Consider the following 18,555-nt stretch of genomic DNA (forward strand, 5'->3'; position numbering starts at 1 on the left):
GTGTTCGACAGTGTGCGCGCGGAGCCCGGCGGTACGCGGTGTGGCGGCGCGCGGGCGGTGGGATCTCATACCATCGGGTCTGTGGCAGGCCGCAGGCGTGGATGGTTCCGGGCGGGGGAGGATCCGTGGTTCGAACAGGCACGGTCGGCGCTGACGACGGCATTTCTGGATATGGACCGGCGGCAGTCGGCCGCGGAGGCGGCCACCGTGGCCGCCGAGGAGATGTTCCCGGAACGGGGGCTGGGCCGTCGCTGGGCTTCGGTGCGTGAAGACTGCTATACCGCCGCTGCGGCATATCTGCAGCTCACCGGTGAGCTGGACCAGGACGAACAGTCCGGGACGCGCCGGTCGGACCGGCAACAGCGGGTGGACGCGGTGGTCCGGCAGCTGGGCTCCGTCGCGCAGCGGGTCGACCGCTTCTACCACGACGACCGGGCCGCGCTCGAGGAAGCGATCGCGGTGCGGCGAGCAGTTCCCGAACTGGTCGAGCGGGTCGCCGCCGATGCGGCACGGGTGCGCAGGCAGGCGGCCGAATCGGAATACGCCGAGTATTCCTCGGTGCGCGCGGGCACCGCGGCGGTGGATGAGGCAATGCTCACACTGACCGCGGTGCCGCCGGACGAACGCGGCCGGGCACGGGCGGCGGCGAACCGGCTGGCTTCCGTTACGGCCGATTTGTCGGAATCGTTGGCCCAGGCCCCTTCTCGGGCCCCGGCCGCGCGCAACGCCATCTCCTCGGTCACCACCCGGCTCGCCGCGGTCCGCACTCGGGCCGAGCGGATCGGACCCGCGCATTCGGCGCTGCTGCGGGAGTTCAATGCTGCGAGTTCGGCGGATCTGGCCGACAATGAGCGAAGCAGCGAGCGTCATATCGCCGCCGCGGCACAAGCCCTGGCCGGGGCCCGTGCCGCCGCGGCCGAGAACACCCCGGAGCAGGCCCTTGAACTGACCACCACCGCGCGCGGCCACCTCGCCGACGCCGAACAACTGGTCGACGCCGTGACCAAGCGGCTGGCCGAGTTGCGGGCGGTCCGCGAAGATCCGCGCCAACGCGCCGAGGCCGTACGGTTCCGCCTCCGGGACGCCCAGATGCTGGCGGTGTCACGGGGGCTGGTCGCCGAATGGGGCTCGGTACTGGACGCTCAGGTCGAGCGCCTCGACCGGGTGGCCGCATCCCTCACCGGGCGGCACCCCGACTATTGGGCGTATGTGAACGAACTCGACACCATCACCGAATTCATTGCCGGGGTGGTCGAGCGAATGCGGAAACAACCACCACCGGGACAACGACGAGGATGAGACGGGGGCTCGATGACCGCAGGCACGGCCGTCCGGCAGGAAATTTCCCTGTACAAGCAGGTACCGCGCCGACACTTCAGATATCTGCAGGGACCGGACGCCAGAGCGCTGTTCCACCGGCAACCGGAGCCGTTCGACGACTGCGCCGATCGGGAGATACTGGCGATGGCGCTCGGCGCCACCCTGTACGTACCGGCCACCCGGGCTGATCTGACGGCGACGATCGTGCGCCGGGCCGACCGCGGAGTGTGCTCGATGGTGATCGACCTCGAGGACGCCGTCGCCGACCACGAGGTCGAGTTCGCGAAGCAGCAGACCGTGCGCACGCTCGACGAACTCGCCGCTCGCCCGGATCCCAACCCGATGCTGTTCGTCCGCGTCCGGGACGCCGATACCGTGCCCGAACTGCTCGACCGGCTGGGCGCGGGCGCGCAGGTACTGACGGGTTTCGTGTTCCCCAAGTTCGACAGTTCCTCGGCGCCGAAGTACCTCGCCGCGCTGACCGCCGCCGCCGCTCGTACGGATCGGCCGCTCTACGGGATGCCGGTGCTCGAATCCGCGGCGCTGGTACACCGGCAGACCAGGGATTCCGAACTCACCCAGATCGCGGCCTGCCTGGCCGAGGTCCGGGAACGGATCCTGGCCGTGCGGATCGGCGCCACCGATATGTGCGCGACGTTCGGTATCCGCCGCGACCGTGACCTGACCATCTACGACGTGCGGGTCATCGCGGATGTGATCGCCGATATCGTGAACTACCTGGGCCGGGCCGACGGCACGGGTTTCGTGATCACCGGGCCGGTCTGGGAGTACTTCGCCGACCACGAACGGATGTTCCGGCCGCTGCTGCGCACCGCGCCGTTCGAGGAATCCGACGCGGTACCGTTCCGCAGCTATCTGGTGAGCCGGGATCTGGACGGTCTGCTGCGCGAGATCACGCTGGACCGTGCCAACGGTATCCAGGGCAAAACCGTTATCCATCCCTCGCATGTGGCGGCCGTGCACGCGCTGTCGGTGGTCACGCATGAGGAATACTCCGATGCCCTCGACATTCTGCAGGTCGAGGTCGGTGGGGTCGCCGCGTCCGGCTACCGCAACAAGATGAACGAGATGCGGCCACATCGCAATTGGGCGCGCAACACCCTGACCCGGGCCCGGGTCTTCGGGGTGGCCAAGAAAGGGGTGTCCTTCGTGGATCTGCTATCGGCGCTGGTCAAGGTATGAGCGACGGGTCCGGCGAGTCGTATTGGGCGACCCGCGCTCTCGGTATCGAACTGCGGCATCGGAAAGCGTTCCGGCACGGGGATACCCCCGACACTCTCGCGGCCGAACCGGAGATCGCCGATCTGGTGCAGCCGGGGTTGCGCAAGAATCCGCGGCGCGCGCATCTGCTGGTCTCCACGGTGCTGGGCAAACACCTGCCGACCGATCCCGTCCGGGTCCGGGACGCAGGTGACCGCCTCGGTGATCTGGTGCGCGCGGTACTCGGCGAACAGGATGCCGTGGTACTCGGGTTCGCCGAGACCGCGACCGGGCTCGGACACTGTGTGGCCACGCGGATCGATGCGGCGTGCTACCTGCATTCGACCCGCCGGGTGGTGCCGGGCGCCGTGATGCTCACCGGATTCGAGGAAGGACATTCGCACGCCACCTCGCATCTGCTGCAGCCGATGCCCGGGGACGTGTTCACCGCGGGACTGCCGCTGGTACTGGTGGACGACGAGATTTCCACCGGTGCGACCGCGCTGGATGCCATCGAGGCACTGCACGAGTTCGCGCCGCGGACACACTATGTGCTGGCCACGCTGGTCGATATGCGCACCGACACCGACCGCGACCGGTTCGCCGCGGCGGCCGCGGCGCTGGGCGCGCGAATCGATACGGTGTGCCTGGCATCGGGCGCCACCGTGCTGCCCGAGGGCTTGGTGGCCACCGTCTCGGAACTGCCCGCAGCCGAACTCAATCCGGTGGCGGAGCGTCGCGGTGTGCCGGCTCGGCTGGAACTGCCCTGGCCGCGGGATGTGCCCGAGGGCGGCCGGCACGGGTTCCTGCGCGCCGACCGGGCCGGGTTCGAGCAGGCCACCGCCGTCGCGGGGAAAATGCTGCGGGACCACCTGGTCACCGAGTACCCCGGTCGCCCGGTGATCGTGCTCGCCCACGAAGAGCTGATGTACCTGCCGCTGTGCCTGGCCGTGGGAATCGCCGAGTCCGGGGTGCCGGTGCGGTACCAGACCACCACGCGTTCCCCGGCGTACGTCCTGGACGAGCCCGGTTATCCGCTGCGCCGCGGGTTCCGGTTCCCGGCTCCCGAAGCCGGCGAGGACACACCGCGCTACCTCTACAACGCGGGCTGGCCCGACGAGCCGGGCGCGGACCCGGTGCTGGTGTTCGTGGCCGATTCGCCCGCCGACGGTGAGCGGCTCCATGCCCCGGGCGGGCTGGTCGATGTCCTCACCGCCGCCGGTTCCGATGTGGTGGTGGCGATCATCCGGGAGGCCGATCCGCGCACGCTGGCCGCCGCGCGCTCGGGCAGGTTCGCCGGACCCGCACCGCTGTTCGGCCCCGAATTCGGTTCCTACGACCGGGCCGATGTGGCGTGGCTGCTGAAGGATCTGTCCGGCGCCGACCTGGAGGCCGATACCGCCTTCCGTGAGCAGCGGATCCAGTCCGGAATCGCGCACTACGCCGAATCGCTACCCATCGAATACCAACCCGACGCCGCCTACCGGGAACTGTTCGACCGGGTACTGGCCGACAGTGCCGAGCGGCTGGCCCTGGCGGTGGGTACGGTGGCCGAACTGGTGGCCGCCGAACGCGGCACCGATATCGTGCTGGCCTCGCTGGCCCGGGCGGGTACCCCCGTCGGCCTCCTGATCCGCCGCTGGCTGGCCGCCGGGTACGGGCAGCGCCCCGCGCTGGATATCCCGCACTACGCGGTGTCGATCGTGCGCGATCGCGGGATCGACACCGTGGCCTTGGACTATCTGGCCCATCATCATGATCCCGAGTCCGTGGTGTTCGTGGACGGCTGGACCGGTAAGGGTGCGATCGCCCGGGAACTGACCGCGGCCCTCGACGAGTACCACGCGGCGGGTGGCGCCCGCTTCGACGACGACCTCGCCGTACTCGCCGACCCCGGGCACTGCGTGCGCACCTACGGCACCCGCGACGATTTCCTGATCGCCTCGGCCTGCCTCAACTCCACTGTGTCCGGGCTGGTGTCGCGGACGGTGCTCAACCGGGACCTCATCGGCCCGGGGGATTTCCACGGCGCCAAGTTCTACGCCGACCTGGCCGCCGAGGATGTCTCCGCGCGACTGATCGATACCGTCACCGGGGCGTTCGAGACGGTCCGGCCGCGGGTGAGCGCGCAGGTCGCGGCGGTGCGTTCCGGGGACCGCGCCCCCACCTGGGCAGGCTGGGCGTCGGTGGAACGGGTGCGCGCCGAATACGGGATCGACAGCGTGAACTTCGTGAAGCCGGGCGTCGGGGAGACCACCCGGGTCCTGCTGCGCCGGCTGCCGTGGCGGGTCCTGGTCCGGCAACCCGACGCGCCCGAGCACGCCCATATCCGGCTGCTGGCGCAGGCCCGGGCGGTGCCGGTGGAGGTCGTGCCGGACCTGGCCTATTCGTGCATGGGTCTGATCAAGGATGTGCAGCGGTAGATGTCGTCTCCGAAACCACTGCTGGTCGCCACGGATCTCGATCGCACGATGATCTACTCCGCCGCGGCCGCCGGCACCGTCGCCGCGGCGACAGTATGTGTGGAGCATCTCGACGGCTCTCCGCTGTCGTATATGACCGCGGCCGCCGCCGGCCGGCTGCGGGAACTCGCGGTCGCGGCGGTGGTTCTACCCACCACCACCCGGACCATCGAGCAGTTCGGCCGGATCCGGCTGCCCGGGGCGCCGTGGCCCTACGCCGTCACGAGCAACGGTGGAAACATCCTGGTCGACGGGGTACCGGATGCGCGGTGGCGCCGGGGGATCGAGGCGGCGGTCCGGGCCGGCGGGGCCGGTCTCGCCGAGGTCGAGACCGCGCTGCGGGCTCGGATCGACGACTCGTGGGTGCTCAAGTTCCGCGAGGCCGACGGCCTGTTCTGCTATCTGGTGGTGGACCTCGCCGCGACTCCCCCGGATTTCCTGGCCGACTGGGACGCCTGGTGCCGGGAGCGTGGCTGGACGGCGTCGCGGCAGGGTCGCAAGATCTACACGATGCCGACGGCGGTGTGCAAGAGCCGGGCGGTGGCCGAGGTCCGGACCCGGCTCGTCGAGTCCGGCGCGTTGGACGCGGTGGCGCCGACGCTGGCCGCCGGCGACGGCGCGCTGGACGCCGAAATGCTCGCCGCGGCCGATCACGCCATCCGGCCACGGCACGGTGAGCTCGAAGAACTCGGCTGGACCCGGCCGGGCCTGACCGTCACCGCCGCCACCGGAATCGAGGCGGGGGAAGAAATTCTCGGCTGGTTCGCCGCCGCGCTCACGGGTCCGGTGGCCGCCGGGACGGTGGGTTAGAGCATGCGCCGCCGGGCCCGCGCCTCGGCGCGCGCTCGCCGCAGCGAGATCCGCGACCACACGGCATCCTGCAGCGCCAGTGTCGCCCAGCCCGCTATCGCCATCCCGGCCAGGTTCACCACCAGCTGCAACGCGCTACCCCAGATGGCCGAACCCGCGCCGAAGGCCAGGCCGAGCGCGATATTGCCCGCGGCCGGAACAGTGGTCACCGAGATGAACACTCCCACCAGCGCACCCGATTTGGCGGAGGTCAGCGACAGCACCCCGGCCGCTGCCGCGATCAACGCGACGATGAACGACCATTTGTCCGGTGTGTAGATGAACGAGGTCTCCGGCCGGTCCCCGGTGACGACGTCGACGGTTATCCAGCCGAACAACCGGCCGACCAGGACGAGCGCGAACGTGATCGCGATGGCGGCACCGAAACCCATTGCCAGCGTGGCGACGGCCCGACCGAACAGCGCGGCACGGCGCCGGACCAGCGCCACACCCAGCGCGGCGATGGCCCCGAACTCCGGACCGAGCACCATCGCGCCGATCACCAGGATCTGTGAATCGACCACGATGGCGATACTGGCCAGTGCCGTCGCCAGCGTCATGAAACTCGCATAGGTCCAGTTGAATTCGGTCTCCTCGTAGGAGCGCTGGGTGACATCGGCCCAGACGACCGAATCGGCGCTGTAGCCCGGAGCCCGCAGCTCGGCCAGATATCCGGACAGGGACATCCAGGTGGATATCTGCTCCAATTCGATACTGCCGCGATGGTGCAGGTCGATCGCACGCAGGCGTTCGAGGACATCGTTGGCGGCTTCGCGGGCCAGATCCGCGAACACCACATCGCCTTTCGGCCGTAGCGAGCTCCCGCGTAGGACCGCCAGTCCGCTCACCGCGTCGTCGGACTCGAGGATCGCCACCACATCGTCGGTCAGTTCGGCCGGCGACATTATCCGCACATGCAGCACGTGCCAAGTCTGCCCGGGCGGTGCAGCGGTCCGCAGCCGGACGGGCCCGGTCGCGGCCGTCCGCTCAGTAACCCTGCTGCTGACCGGCGAGCTGCTGGGCGATGACCCCCTGCAGCCGCTGCAGGCCGGGCGCGGTGATCCCGCCCTGCAGCTGCCCCTCGATGGTGCGGATGAGGGCGGAATCGCTGAGGACCTTCTCGCTCGACTGGATGAGAACGGTTCCCGCGCCGGTGAAATCGAACTGGCGTTCCTCACCGGAGGTCACACCGAACGCGGCCGCCCCGGCCGCCAGATAACCCGATACCCACCGCTGATCGTAGTGATGGCTGGGAGACGGGCAATCCGCCCAGCCCACCAGTGATTCCGGATCCACCCGCAGCGGCGGTTCGGCGAAGATCACCGGGCCGTTCGAAGAGGCCAGGAACTTCCCGGTGCCGATCAGTGTCAGGAAACCGGGCACGATTGATTGATTCAGCGACAGCCCGGGCTCGAAGGCCAGCAGGTTCGCCGCGCGGATGGTGAGGTTGCCGTCGTCGAGATCGTAGGAGTTGATGTCGTAGCCGCGGTCACCGATCAGCAGTTTGCCCTGCCCCTCGGCCACCACGTAGTCGCCGGTGAACAGCGGGGCCGAGAACTGATTCGCCACCATGTGCAGGAGTTGGCCCTGCAGGCCGTGGGTGAGCGCCTGGAACCGCATCTGCCCGTAGTAGGCGATCATCGCGCCCTTGCGCATGAACCACGGCTTGTTCAGATCGATGCAGTACGCGTAGCTGTTGCCGGGGACGTTATCGCTTTCCCCGAGGTTCATCGGGTTGAGGATCTCGCTCACAATTTCTCCTCCGATGCCTGCACGTACACCAGACCCTGGCCCGCGCACTGCAATTGCATGGCCTCGCCGGCTCCGCGGCCCACCGCGTCACGCCAGCTCATCGCGGCCTTCAGATCGGTGTGCACGTTCCCGTAGGAGGCGATGAACGCCTGCGGGTCGACCACCACCGGATTCGGCCCGCCGACCTGTAGTTCGAGGAAACCACCGTGGGCCAGCAAGACGGCGCTGCCCTGCCCGGACAGCTGGGTGGTGAACATGCCCTGACCGGTGAGCGCACCCGACGCGGCACCGCGCAGGGCACCCATCAGGCCCCCGCCGCCTCCGCCGCCGGAGCTCGCCACCGATACCACCGAGGTCTGCAGACCGGCGGTGTAGGCGAGCAGCCGGGACGCCTCCACCTGCAACACCGCACCCGGCTGGACGTGGACCACCTGCACTTCCAGACCGGCGAAACCGTAATGGACGCTGCCGTTGCCCTGTGCGAGCATGGTGCGCTGATGCTCGCCGGCCATCATCTGCCCAGCCATCCGGACCAGCCCGCCGCCGCCCATACCGGCGCCACCCGGTATCTCGTGCGGTGCGAAGGACACATCGCCGGTGTAGAAGAGCATGCCGCCGGCGCGGGCGACCACACCGCCCGCCGTGGCGATATCGACGGCGACGACCTTGGAATTGATCTTCTCGAACATGACCTACCGTTCCGCCGGTTGGATCGAGACCACGCCCTGCCCGTCCCAGCGCAGCGAGAACGCCTCGCCGCCACCCTGGCCCATCGCCGCACGCCAGGAGACATCGGTGACGAAGGACTGGTTGAGGTTGCCGCGGGCGGCGACGAACGCGTCGGGGTCCACCACCAGCGGGAACTGCGGTGAGACCTCCAGGTGGATGAGCGGGCCGCCCGCCGACAGCAAGGCGACCTGTCCCTGGCCGCTGACCGTGGTGGTGAACAGCCCCTGCCCGCTGGACGCCCCGCGCACACCGGCGAATCGCACATCGGTGCGCAGGTTCCCGGCGAAGGCCAGCAACTGCTGCGATTCGACCTGCAGGGTCTCGTTGTTCAGGTTCACCACCGAGACGTACTGGCCGTTGACCGCCAGGAAGACCCGGCCCTGGCCACCGCATTCCATCAGCGAGAGCTTCTCGCCGGTGGCGCGGCGCTTCATCCCGGCCAGCACCCCGTCCCCGCCACCGAACCCGGCCGATTTGAACTGCACGGCGCCTTCGTAGGCGACCATCGAGCCGGAAATGGCGCGGATACTGGTGTTCGCCAGGTGTACCTCGATCACCTTCTTCGACTGTTCGAAGAGTTGTGCCATGGAGAGTCGCCTGTTCTCGCCGCCCCGGAGCCCGGCCCACCGCCGGCGCTCATCCGTCGCCGTCACCTTAATCGCCGCAGGTCCACCGAGTCCATGCCCGGCCCATACCTTTCGTCCGCGCCGGATGACCGGCCTCGTGGCCGGGGTCGCGAGAGCCCCGGCCCGCGGCACCGCGGGCGACGCCGGAGAATATCGCTCCGGGTGTTAACGGAGGTCGTGGTTGCCACGTATCTCGTACAGTGGCATCCATACGCACCGACAAGCGAAGGGTCTGACTTGTCCGCAACACTCGCCAAGGGCCAGAACGGTCCACTGGCCACGAACGACGTGGTGGTCTCCATCCAGTTGGCGGCTCCGGCCGATCTGTCCGCCCTATTGGTCACCGAGCAGGGCAAAGTCCGGTCCGACGCGGATTTCGTCTTCTACAACCAGCCCAGCGGACCGGGGGTGAACCTGCGGCCGGGCCCGGCCGGGCAGCCCGCTTCGCTGGCGGTGAACCTCGGTGCGGTCCCCGCCGATATCGCGCAGGTCCGCGCGGTCATCACCCTCGACGACCCGAATTCCAACTTCGGGCAGTTCGCGCCCCCGGTCGCCTATGTATCGGATCAGTCCGGCGCGCAGCTGTTCGAGTACCGGATCGACGGACTGGCCACCGAATCCATCGTGATCGCGCTGGAGCTCTACCGGCGCCAGGGCGCGTGGAAGGTGCGGGCGGTCGGGCAGGGCTATGCGGGCGGTTTCGCCGCGTTGGTCACCGATCACGGTGTCACGGTGGACGATTCCCCGGCCGAAACGCAGGCCGCCGCCCCGGCTGCCGCGCCACCTCCGCCGCCCGTGCAGCAGACCGCGCCGGTACCCCCGCCGCCCACCCAGCAGGCCTATCCCACCCAGCAGCAACCGCCGGCTCCGCCCTATCCGCCGCAGGGCGGCGGTTATCCGCCGCCGCCCGGGCCCGGCTACCCACCGCAGCAGCCCGCTCCGGCGGCGCCCACCCAGCAGCATCCCGGCGAGATCAGTCTGAGCAAGACCGGTCCGGTCAGCCTGCAGAAGGGGCAGCGGGTCAGCCTCCGCAAAGAGGACGGCGCGGCGCTCACCTTCGTCAAGATGGGCCTGGGCTGGGATCCGGTGCAGCAGCGCGGCCTGTTCGGCAGCCGGACCGTGGATATCGACCTCGACGCCTCGGTGGTGATGTTCGCCGATATGAACCCGGTGGATGTCGCCTACTACGGACAGCTGACCTCCAAGGATGGTTCGGTCCGGCACCAGGGCGACAACCTCACGGGTGAGGGCGCGGGCGACGACGAGGTGATCCTGGTCGACCTCACCCGGCTTCCGGCCCACGTCAACAACCTGGTCTTCATCGTGACCTCGTACAAGGGGCATACGTTCGGCCAGGTGCAGAACGCCTTCTGCCGGTTGATCGACGGTGCCAACAACGCGGAGCTGGCCCGGTACTCGCTCACCGGCGGCACGCCGACCACCGCCATGGCGATGGCGAAGCTGTTCCGGGCCGGCAACGACTGGAAGATGCAGGCCATCGGTGAGGGTTTCAACGCCAAACACCCCGGTGAGGCGATTCCCCAGCTGGGCCGGTTCCTGGCGGTATGAACGGAGTCGGGGGACAGGCGATGAAGCAGTTACAGGCGGGACAGAACATCCCGCTGGGCGGCGGGGTCACCCGCTTCCGGGTGAACGCCGCCCTGCCGTTGACGGTTTCGGCGCTGGTGGTGGCCGCGGACCTGCGGGTCGGTTCCGCGGCCGATGTGCTGGTGGCCGAGCGCCCGGCGGGGCCCGGGGTCCGGGTCGAGGAGGCGGCGGTCGTCGTCACACCGGCCGAGGTACGCGCGGATGCCCAGGCAGTACTGCTGGTGGCCGCCGCGCAGAGCGGGCTCGGCGTGGTGACCGCGTCGCTGTCGGAGAACGATGCCGCGGTGGCCGAGTTCGTGATCACTCCGCAGGCCGGGGAAACCGCCCTGATCTGCTTCGAACTGTACCGGCGCGGTGCGGGCTGGAAGCTGCGCGCGTTAGGTCAGGGGTACGCGGGCGGTATCGGTGAACTGCTCCGGGCACACGGCGCCGACGGTTTCGCCGCCGCACCGGTCGCGGCGGCGGCCGCGCCCACCGTGCTCGACGTGCCCGTGGCCGCCCCCACCGGAACGACCGCTGTGCCGGCTACGCAGGCCGAGAACCCGCCCCTGGAGGTCGGACACGGGCTGGAACGCCTGTGGATGATCTTCGAAGACGCCGCGCGTTCGGCCGCCGCCCTGGAATCGGCGCGCGGTTACGCGACCGAACGCCTGGACCAGGAACTGTCGGCCGCGGTCTCCGATCCGGCCACCCGCAACACCCCCGCCGCCGACGCCGCGCGGGCGGCCGCGCAGCGGCGGCACGACGAGCTCATCACGACCGCCGAACATAATCACCGGCGCGACAGCACCCAGTTGCTGCGCGAATTACACGAGGCGGACGCGGTGCTGCCCGCGGCGCTGGCCTCGTGGAAATCCCCCGCCTGGGACCGCCCGGCCGCTCCGGCGGACGGTATCCGGCTCGGTGAGCTCTACGCGCTGGACCGGGGTGCACTGCGGATCCCCTATTGTGTTCCGGTCCCGCTGAATCGTCCGCTGTGGGTGGACACCGAATCCTCGGCGGCCGTCGCACCGGTGATCGGCGCTCTGCTCGCCCGGTTGATGCGGGCCGCGCCGGGACGCCGGACCCTGGTCGACATCATCGATCTCACCGGCGCGTTCACCGGTTTCACCGGGATGCTGGCACCGGTGTCGGCGGGCCCGCCGATCACCGATCACTCCGATATCTCCCCGCGGTTACAGCAACTCGTGGACGCCGCCGAACTGGCGGAGATGGCCTACAACTCCGGGCAGGCGACACCACCGGCCGAGCACCGCATCCTGCTCGCGGCGGATTTCCCGCACGGATACCAGGCCGCGGACGCGCAGCGGCTGGTGGCATTGCTGGCCCGTGGGGATCTGATCGGCCTGTCGACCATCATCGTCGGCGCAAACGAGTCCGAGTCGGGGGACAGCGCGGTGGCCGCGCTGTCGCGTGCCTGCCGTCATCTGCCGACCGTCACCGGCACCCCGCTCTTCGATCCGTGGACCGGTAACGCCTGGCAGCTGGACCTGGACCTGCTACCGCACGAACCCGAACAGCGGGCGCGAATCCTGCGGGCGGGCTGAGTCCGGGTCGGGCGGTTCGAGCGCCGGGGCCCGGCCGGACGTGGGTTCACACGGTTGTCGCAACCTCTCGATGTGAGAGGTTGCGGCGGCCGTGCCGATTCCCGAGGATGTTGCTCGGTTCGGTAATCAGCCGGTCAGGTCGATCACGCAGTTGTCCACCGCGATGACGATCGGGTCACCCGGCGAGATCCCGAGCTCCTCACTCGCTCGGGGGAAACTCGTCTGGTTGCGGGCACCACCCGACGAGGAGTACACGGCGCCGTCCCGCACGATCCACACGTCCGAACGGGCGTCCATCTCGCCCAAGGCATCGAGAGTGGTCGCACCGAAATATGTCGTTCCGTTCTCGTCGATCACCGTGCCGTTGGCGAGTTCGTGCCCGTCGGTGGTGAGGCCGGCGGCGACCAGAGCGACGAGTTCGGCACTCGCCGGGGCGCACCGCGGGTCGGAGTAGGCCGCGGGGGCCGCGGGGGCCGGCGATGTGGTTGTGGGTGCCGATGGTGCGGCCGTGAATGTTTCCGGGGGCGCTGCCGGGCCGCTGTTCTGCTCGGTGGGCCCCGGCGCCACCGGCGCAGGTGGCGCCGGGGGCGTGACGACCTCGGTGGCGATCCGGACGGGCGCCGCGTCTTCGGCTGTCGTGTCGTCGCCACCGATCAGGTAGCCGATGACGCCGAGTAGCACGAAGGCGCCGAGACCGACCCCGGCCACGATCAGTATGTTCCGGTTCGCTCGTCCGCGCCGAGCGATATTCTCGAGCTGCTGTCGATCATCCACCGATATCCCCTGACTGATTGCGGTGGCCCGAACAGGCGCCTCCGATGATCCCGAACGTCAATCGCCGCGCGAGCGTTTCGTGTTTCACCGGGCCGGCTTCACCTCCGGCCCGGGGCGGCATCGGGGTCAGCCCAGGCGCGCGGGCGGCTCGAACTCCCGAACCTGCTCCACCGGTGCCGCGGCGGTTGCGGTGTCCCGCTTATCGATCCGCGTCGCGGCCACCGTACCGGTCCAGTGGGTGTCGAGGGAGATCCGGGGGCGCAGCACCTCCGGTAGCCACGGCAGCAGCGGGTCCGGGGCGCGGTCGACCACCCCGCCGACCGGATCGTCCAGGTAGTGGTGGCGCACCAGATCCTGTTCGGGCCGGTAGATCTGCCGGACGATCAGCACGCACAGGCCGATCACCGCGAGGTCGCGCAGCAGCACCGTCGCGGTGAACCACTGCTCCGGCAGGCCTTTACGGTCCTCGCCGAGGTAGTAGAACATGCGCGGCACCCAGACCAGTGCGTCGATCGTCATCCACGCCAGCAGGAGTCGCCGGTGTGGCAGGGCCAGGACCGCGATCGGCACCAGCCACAGCGAGTACTGCGGGCTCCACACCTTGTTCGTCAGCAGGAATGCGGCGATGACCAGGAAGCACAGCTGGGCCAGCCGGGGCCGGCGCGGGGCGGTCAAGCCGATATAGGCGATACCGACACAGGCCGCCACGAACAGCAGCAGCGAGATCAGGTTGAGGACCGTGGGTGGTTCGCCGTGGCGCAGCACACCGTCGAAACCCGACCAGTCGGTGAACGACATCACCACGTTGTAGAGCGAATCGGGATCGGCGTGCCGCGTGGTGTTGAGCCGGAAGAATTCCCGCCACCCCTGCGGGTACAGCAGCGCGATCGGCAGATTGGCCAGGAGCCAGGTGGCCGCGGCGCCGCCGCCGGTCAGCGCGGCCGCGCCGAGCGGGCGGGTGCCCAGCAACCGGATCCGCGCCGGCACCTCCGCGAGCCAGGTGCGCAGCGCCGCGGCACTGTCGATATCGCGCAACCGAGTCGCCTGATGCGCGCGGGGGATGCGCTGCATCGGATCGGCGCGCAGGCACAGCACTACGATCGGGCCCAGCAGCAGCAGGGGGTACAGCTTTGCCGCACCACCCAATCCCAGCAGGACACCGGCCAGCAGTGGCCGCCGGCGGGCCCATGCCAGCAGCCCCAGTGCGGCGAAGGCGGTCGCGAGGAAATCGAAATTGGTAAAGGCGTGCACGATCACCAACGGGGAACACGCCACCAGCGCCGCGTCCCAGACCCGCCGCCCGGCCAGCAGTGCGGTCGCCCAGATGGTGACGAGCCAGGCGACCGAGAGACCCAGGGCCACCACATTGAAGTACAGCACCACCTGTAGTGCCCCCGGCAGCGGACTGGCGTCCCAGCTCTTGGCCACCAGCATGGAAACGTACTGGTACATGCCCGACAGCACCGGATACTCCATATGCCGGACCTCGGTACCGCCGCCGGGTGTTTCCTCCACCCAGGACTTCTTGTACGGGAACGCGCCCTCGTTGAGGCGTTCGGCGCCGTACAGCGGCACGGTGTCCGAATAGCACATGGCCGTGTACTGGCGGCCGTTGTTCCAGTCCAGGGTGAGCAGCCCGCCGGTGGTGGTGGTCTGCTGGATACATCCGGCCTTGGCGAACCAGCCGAACGCCAGGAAGATCACTGTGCACGCCAGCAGCACCCGCATCGGCGTCCAGAACCGGGCGCGCCCGATCAGCGCGTGATCCCCGACCGGGCCGCCCACGACCGTGCACAGCTGGGCGGTCATGGAATCGTTGCGGCTCGGCTTGTCGCGTGCGTCGGCAGAACGCAGATCTCGGGCGAGCGGGGCGGGCGAATCGTAACCGGCTGCGGCGGCCCGACCGGTTCGCCCGTTTCCGGGACCTATACCGTCGTCCGGCCCACCCACCAGTCGCTGCTCGCTCACGGCACCCGAGGTTACCTGTTACCGGGGTCCCGGCCCGGACCGAGCCGGGACCGCCGGACAGTGTTGCGGGTTTATCCGCCCGAATCCGGACGGCTGTCACCGCCGGTGTCGCCGCTGTCCCCACTGTCGCCGCCGGTGTCGGTGCCACCGCCGGAGTCGGGCGCCTGGGTGACTGTGGGAGCCGTACTGGTCTGTCCGGCAGTGGGCTGCCCGGGTAGCGGGCCTGGGCCGTTATTCTGCGGTTGATTCTGCGGTTGCTGCTGGCTACGCGGGTTGGGCGCCACCCCGGGCACCGGGATGGTGATACCGGGCAGGATCTCGACCTGGCTCGGCTGGATCACCACCGGGGGCTCGAAGGTCGGCATCGTGGTGGACGGCGCGGTGTAAGGGGCCGTCCACTTCGGCACACCGGCCTGGCCCTTGATCGGCGCGGGTTTGGGGAACTTCTCGACGGGCGTGCCCTCGAGGGCGCCGTCCATCGTGGCCTTCCAGATATCCGACGCGAGGCCGGAACCGTAGATCATCGCCCCGCCGTAGTTGCGCAGCGGCGAGTTGTCGGTAGTACCCACCCAGACGGCGGTGGACAGCGACGGCGTGTAGCCCACCATCCACACATCCTTGTTCTCCCCGGTGTCACCCAGCTGTGCGGTACCGGTCTTGGCAGCCGAGGGACGGCCTCCGGCGAGCCCGTGATTGCGGGAGTATGCGGCGATGGGTTCCATGGCCGCCGTGACATTGTCGGCGACTGCCTCGGAGACGCGCCGCTCTCCGGCCACATCGCCACGATCGAGCAGCACCGTACCGTCCGCCGACACGACCTTGCTCACGAAATGCGGTTTGTGGTACATACCCGACGCCGCCAGCGTCGCGTAGGCCGACGCCATATCCAGCGGCCGGGCCTGGTACTGGCCGAGTACGATCCCATTGTTCGGGCCGACGCCGCCGGGTTCGGTCAGCGTGGCGCCCACTCCGGGGAGTTCCTCCGGAATCCCCAGTTTGTGCCCCATATCGGCGATCTTCTGCGGGCCGTTCTGCATTTCCAGCTGCATCCGGTAGAAGCTGGTGTTCAGCGAACGTTTGAGCGCCTCGGCGATCGTGCAGACGCCGCATTGCTCGCCCTCGACGTTGGTGATCTCGATACCGTTCACCGTGATCGGCGAGCTGTCGTACATCTGTGACAGCGGGACACCGTTCTCCAGGTTCTGCGCCAGGCCGATCACCTTGAACGAGGAACCGGTCTGCAGGGCGGCATTGGCGAAGTCGTAGCCGTAGCCTTCCTCTCCGCCGTAATAGGCGCGTACCGCTCCGGTTTTCGGATCGATCGAGGCCACCGCGGTGCGCAGCTTGTCCGGTTCGCCCTCGAGGTTTTTGCGTGCGGCATCGACGGCGGCCTGCTGCGCCTTGGCATCGATGGTCGTGGTGATCTGCAGGCCGGAGGTGTTCAGCTGCTGTTCGCTGATACCGGCTTCGGAGAGTTCGCGCAGCACCTGCGCTTTGACGTGGCCCTCCGGTCCCGCGGCCTCGGTCGTTTCCCCGGCCTTGGACGACGACACCACCTGCGGATATGTCAGACCGCTCCGCTCACCACGGTCGAGATTGCCGCCCGCGACCATACCGTCGAGGACGTAGTTCCAGCGGGTCTCGGCCCCTTCGGGGTTCGACTCGGGGTCGAGCAGCGACGGCAGCTGAATGGTCGCGGCGAGTACCGCGCCCTCGGCCACGCTCAGTTCCTGCACCGGCTTGTCGAAATATGCCTTGGCCGCGGCATTGATGCCGTAGGCGCCGCGCCCGAAGTAGATGGTGTTCAGGTAGGCGGTGAGGATCTCGTCCTTGCTCCACTGCCGGGCCATCTTCGCCGAGATCACCAGCTCGTGCAGCTTACGGGTGAGGCTGCGTTCGTCACCGACCAGGGCGTTCTTCACGTACTGCTGGGTGATCGTCGAACCACCACCGGCGCTTTCGCGTCCGAGCACGTTGTCGCGGGCGGCACGGGCGAAGCCGGAGATCGAGAAACCGGGGTTGCTGTAGAAATCCCGGTCCTCGGCGGCGATCACCGCGTTGCGCACATGCGGCGGAATCTGATCGATCGTCACATCGGTGCGGTTGCCCTCCGGCGGCACCACCCGGGTGATCTCGGTTTCGCCGTCGGCCGCGAGAATCGTTGCGACCTGGTTGGTCTGGATATCGCCGGGTTCGGGCACCGACACCGTGGAATAGGCGACCAGGAACACCGTGCTCGGCACCACGATGGCCAGGGCGACCAGGACGTAGGCGATCCGGCGCGCGATCTTCCAGCGGTTCTTGCGTTTCTGGGCCGGTCCGCGTCCGTCGGGGCCGCCGGGTCCACCCGAGCGGCCGCCGGGCCGCCGTGGCGGCGGACCGCCCGCGGCTCCGGAGCGGGACGGCCGGCCTTCCGGCGCGTCCGCACGGCGCTCACCGCTGTTCGGACCCGGGCGACCCGTTACGGGGCGCGGGCCGGTCGTGGTGCGTTCGCGCCGGGTGCTTTCGGCGGGCGCGCCCGGTTGCGCCATCTTCGCGGTGCCCTGCTCACCGCGCGGCGCGCCCGGTTCCCCGGGGCGGCCCATGCGCTGGGTGGGCTGGTTCGGCGGCTGACCCTGCGGCGGGCGTCCGGGCGGCGGACCGGGACGCTGCGGCGGCTGCGGACCCCGCGCGGCGCCGGGCATCCCACCGGTGTTCGGTCCCGGCCGGCGACCTTCGGGGCCGGGCCGGGGACCCGGCGCCGGCGGTCGTCCCGTGCCGCCCGGCCCGGGACGCGGCCCGTCCGGCCCCGGCCGCGGTCCGCCTGCGGCGGGTCGCGGACCCGTCACCGGGCCCGGTCGCGGCCCACCCGGTCCGGGGCGCGGTCCGCCCGGCGCCGGCGGTCGCCCGCCCGGTCCGGGGCGTGGTGCGTTCGCATTCGGTGCGGGACCGCGGTTGGGTGCACCCGGTCGCTGCTGCGGCTCTCGACCCGGAAGCGGTCCGCGCTGGGTGCGACCACCGCGCGGGTCATCGCCGGGTGGGGGGTCGTAGGGCGAAGTCACTGACAAGGTCTCCAAAGCTCGTATCGGTCGGATGGGCTCGCTCCGCGGCGCCCCTGGGGGCTCGGCACGCGCACCATCGTCGGGCCGGGCGGTCTCATTCCGCGGCGGTGCGCCGATTCGCCCGGGAACCGGAACGCCGGCCCTGCGGCGTCTTCCCGAGCATGTAGGACTGCACCAGATGATTCCAGCTGCATGTCCGGCACACCTCGACCACGTGAACCGAGAATTCCTCTCGGGTCTCGGCCAGGCGTACCAGCTCTTCCGGGCTGCGCGCGGAACCCGCGACCGGCCCCAGGCCGTCGCCGTAGACCCAGGATACGAGGGTGAGTTGTTCCTTCCGGCAGATAGGGCATGTGACCTCGCTCCCCCGACCGTGAAATTTGGCCGCACGCAGCAGGTAGGGATTGGCGTCACATACCTCGGCGACATCGACACGGCCCGCATAGACGTCAGCCAGCAGCGACTTGCGCCGGAGCGCATAGTCGACCACTTGCCGCTGTATTCGCACGCTCCCAGAGTAGCGGTGATGTAATGGCGCCGCCCACGGCCGCATTGGATTCGTACCTCCGTCGCGGCGGTTCGGTTCCGGTGCCGGCGGGGCAGGTCCGGCCCGGCACGGATTCCCCGCGTGCGGAGAGGGGGCGGGGTACCGGCGCTC

At 69.5% G+C, this 18,555-nt stretch carries 14 protein-coding genes; 6 read left to right on the plus strand and 8 right to left on the minus strand.

The window, feature by feature from the left end:
- The first annotated feature begins 81 nt into the window (after positions 1-81).
- The 4 genes from AB0H42_RS10895 to AB0H42_RS10910 are packed head-to-tail and all read left to right on the plus strand — an operon-like array spanning position 82 to position 5,813.
- Positions 82-1,299: a hypothetical protein gene (locus AB0H42_RS10895; RefSeq protein WP_357053101.1), complete on the plus strand. Its 1,218-nt coding sequence runs from the start codon at positions 82-84 to the stop codon at positions 1,297-1,299.
- Between the two features lie 12 nt (positions 1,300-1,311).
- Positions 1,312-2,523 (plus strand): HpcH/HpaI aldolase/citrate lyase family protein, encoded by a 1,212-nt coding sequence (locus tag AB0H42_RS10900; protein WP_357053104.1) that lies wholly within the window; start codon positions 1,312-1,314, stop codon positions 2,521-2,523.
- Complete coding sequence (locus tag AB0H42_RS10905; protein ID WP_357053107.1) at positions 2,520-4,964, plus strand: phosphoribosyltransferase; 2,445 nt, start codon at positions 2,520-2,522, stop codon at positions 4,962-4,964. Before AB0H42_RS10900 ends, AB0H42_RS10905 begins: the two co-directional genes overlap by 4 nt.
- A gap of 48 nt (positions 4,965-5,012) precedes the next feature.
- Entirely contained in the window at positions 5,013-5,813 is an 801-nt protein-coding gene (locus tag AB0H42_RS10910) for an HAD family hydrolase (protein WP_357053370.1), read from the plus strand.
- On the opposite strand, the gene AB0H42_RS10915 is transcribed toward AB0H42_RS10910, so the two are convergent.
- The 4 genes from AB0H42_RS10915 to AB0H42_RS10930 form a co-directional block, all read right to left on the minus strand.
- Entirely contained in the window at positions 5,810-6,757 is a 948-nt protein-coding gene (locus AB0H42_RS10915) for a DUF389 domain-containing protein (protein ID WP_357053110.1), read from the minus strand. The genes AB0H42_RS10910 and AB0H42_RS10915 overlap by 4 nt on opposite strands.
- Positions 6,758-6,839: 82 nt before the next feature.
- Positions 6,840-7,604, minus strand: a complete 765-nt coding sequence (locus AB0H42_RS10920; protein WP_357053113.1) for an AIM24 family protein — start codon at positions 7,602-7,604, stop codon at positions 6,840-6,842.
- Positions 7,601-8,293 (minus strand): AIM24 family protein, encoded by a 693-nt coding sequence (locus tag AB0H42_RS10925; protein WP_357053116.1) that lies wholly within the window; start codon positions 8,291-8,293, stop codon positions 7,601-7,603. The genes AB0H42_RS10920 and AB0H42_RS10925 overlap by 4 nt, the downstream gene beginning before the upstream one ends.
- Before the next feature lie 3 nt (positions 8,294-8,296).
- Positions 8,297-8,920 (minus strand): AIM24 family protein, encoded by a 624-nt coding sequence (locus tag AB0H42_RS10930; protein ID WP_030524556.1) that lies wholly within the window; start codon positions 8,918-8,920, stop codon positions 8,297-8,299.
- A gap of 276 nt (positions 8,921-9,196) precedes the next feature.
- On the opposite strand from AB0H42_RS10930, the gene AB0H42_RS10935 reads away from it, so the two are divergent.
- Positions 9,197-10,528: a TerD family protein gene (locus tag AB0H42_RS10935; RefSeq protein ID WP_357053119.1), complete on the plus strand. Its 1,332-nt coding sequence runs from the start codon at positions 9,197-9,199 to the stop codon at positions 10,526-10,528.
- A 20-nt stretch (positions 10,529-10,548) separates the two neighbouring features.
- Entirely contained in the window at positions 10,549-12,114 is a 1,566-nt protein-coding gene (locus AB0H42_RS10940) for a TerD family protein (RefSeq protein WP_357053122.1), read from the plus strand.
- A gap of 126 nt (positions 12,115-12,240) precedes the next feature.
- Here the strand turns inward: AB0H42_RS10940 and AB0H42_RS10945 are convergent, their stop codons facing one another.
- The 4 genes from AB0H42_RS10945 to AB0H42_RS10960 form a co-directional block, all read right to left on the minus strand.
- On the minus strand, positions 12,241-12,822 hold the full coding sequence (locus AB0H42_RS10945) for a DUF2510 domain-containing protein (RefSeq protein ID WP_357053125.1): 582 nt from the start codon (positions 12,820-12,822) through the stop codon (positions 12,241-12,243).
- 192 nt (positions 12,823-13,014) lie between these two features.
- Entirely contained in the window at positions 13,015-14,817 is a 1,803-nt protein-coding gene (locus AB0H42_RS10950) for a glycosyltransferase 87 family protein (RefSeq protein ID WP_357053373.1), read from the minus strand.
- Positions 14,818-14,927: 110 nt separating this feature from the next.
- On the minus strand, positions 14,928-17,540 hold the full coding sequence (locus AB0H42_RS10955) for a transglycosylase domain-containing protein (protein WP_357053128.1): 2,613 nt from the start codon (positions 17,538-17,540) through the stop codon (positions 14,928-14,930).
- Between the two features lie 451 nt (positions 17,541-17,991).
- A complete protein-coding gene (locus AB0H42_RS10960; protein ID WP_357053131.1) occupies positions 17,992-18,405 on the minus strand; it encodes a DUF5318 domain-containing protein in 414 nt (137 codons plus the stop codon).
- Positions 18,406-18,555: the final 150 nt, after the last annotated feature.

Source organism: Nocardia sp. NPDC050799, assembly GCF_040654015.1.
Classification (GTDB): Bacteria; Actinomycetota; Actinomycetes; order Mycobacteriales; family Mycobacteriaceae; genus Nocardia.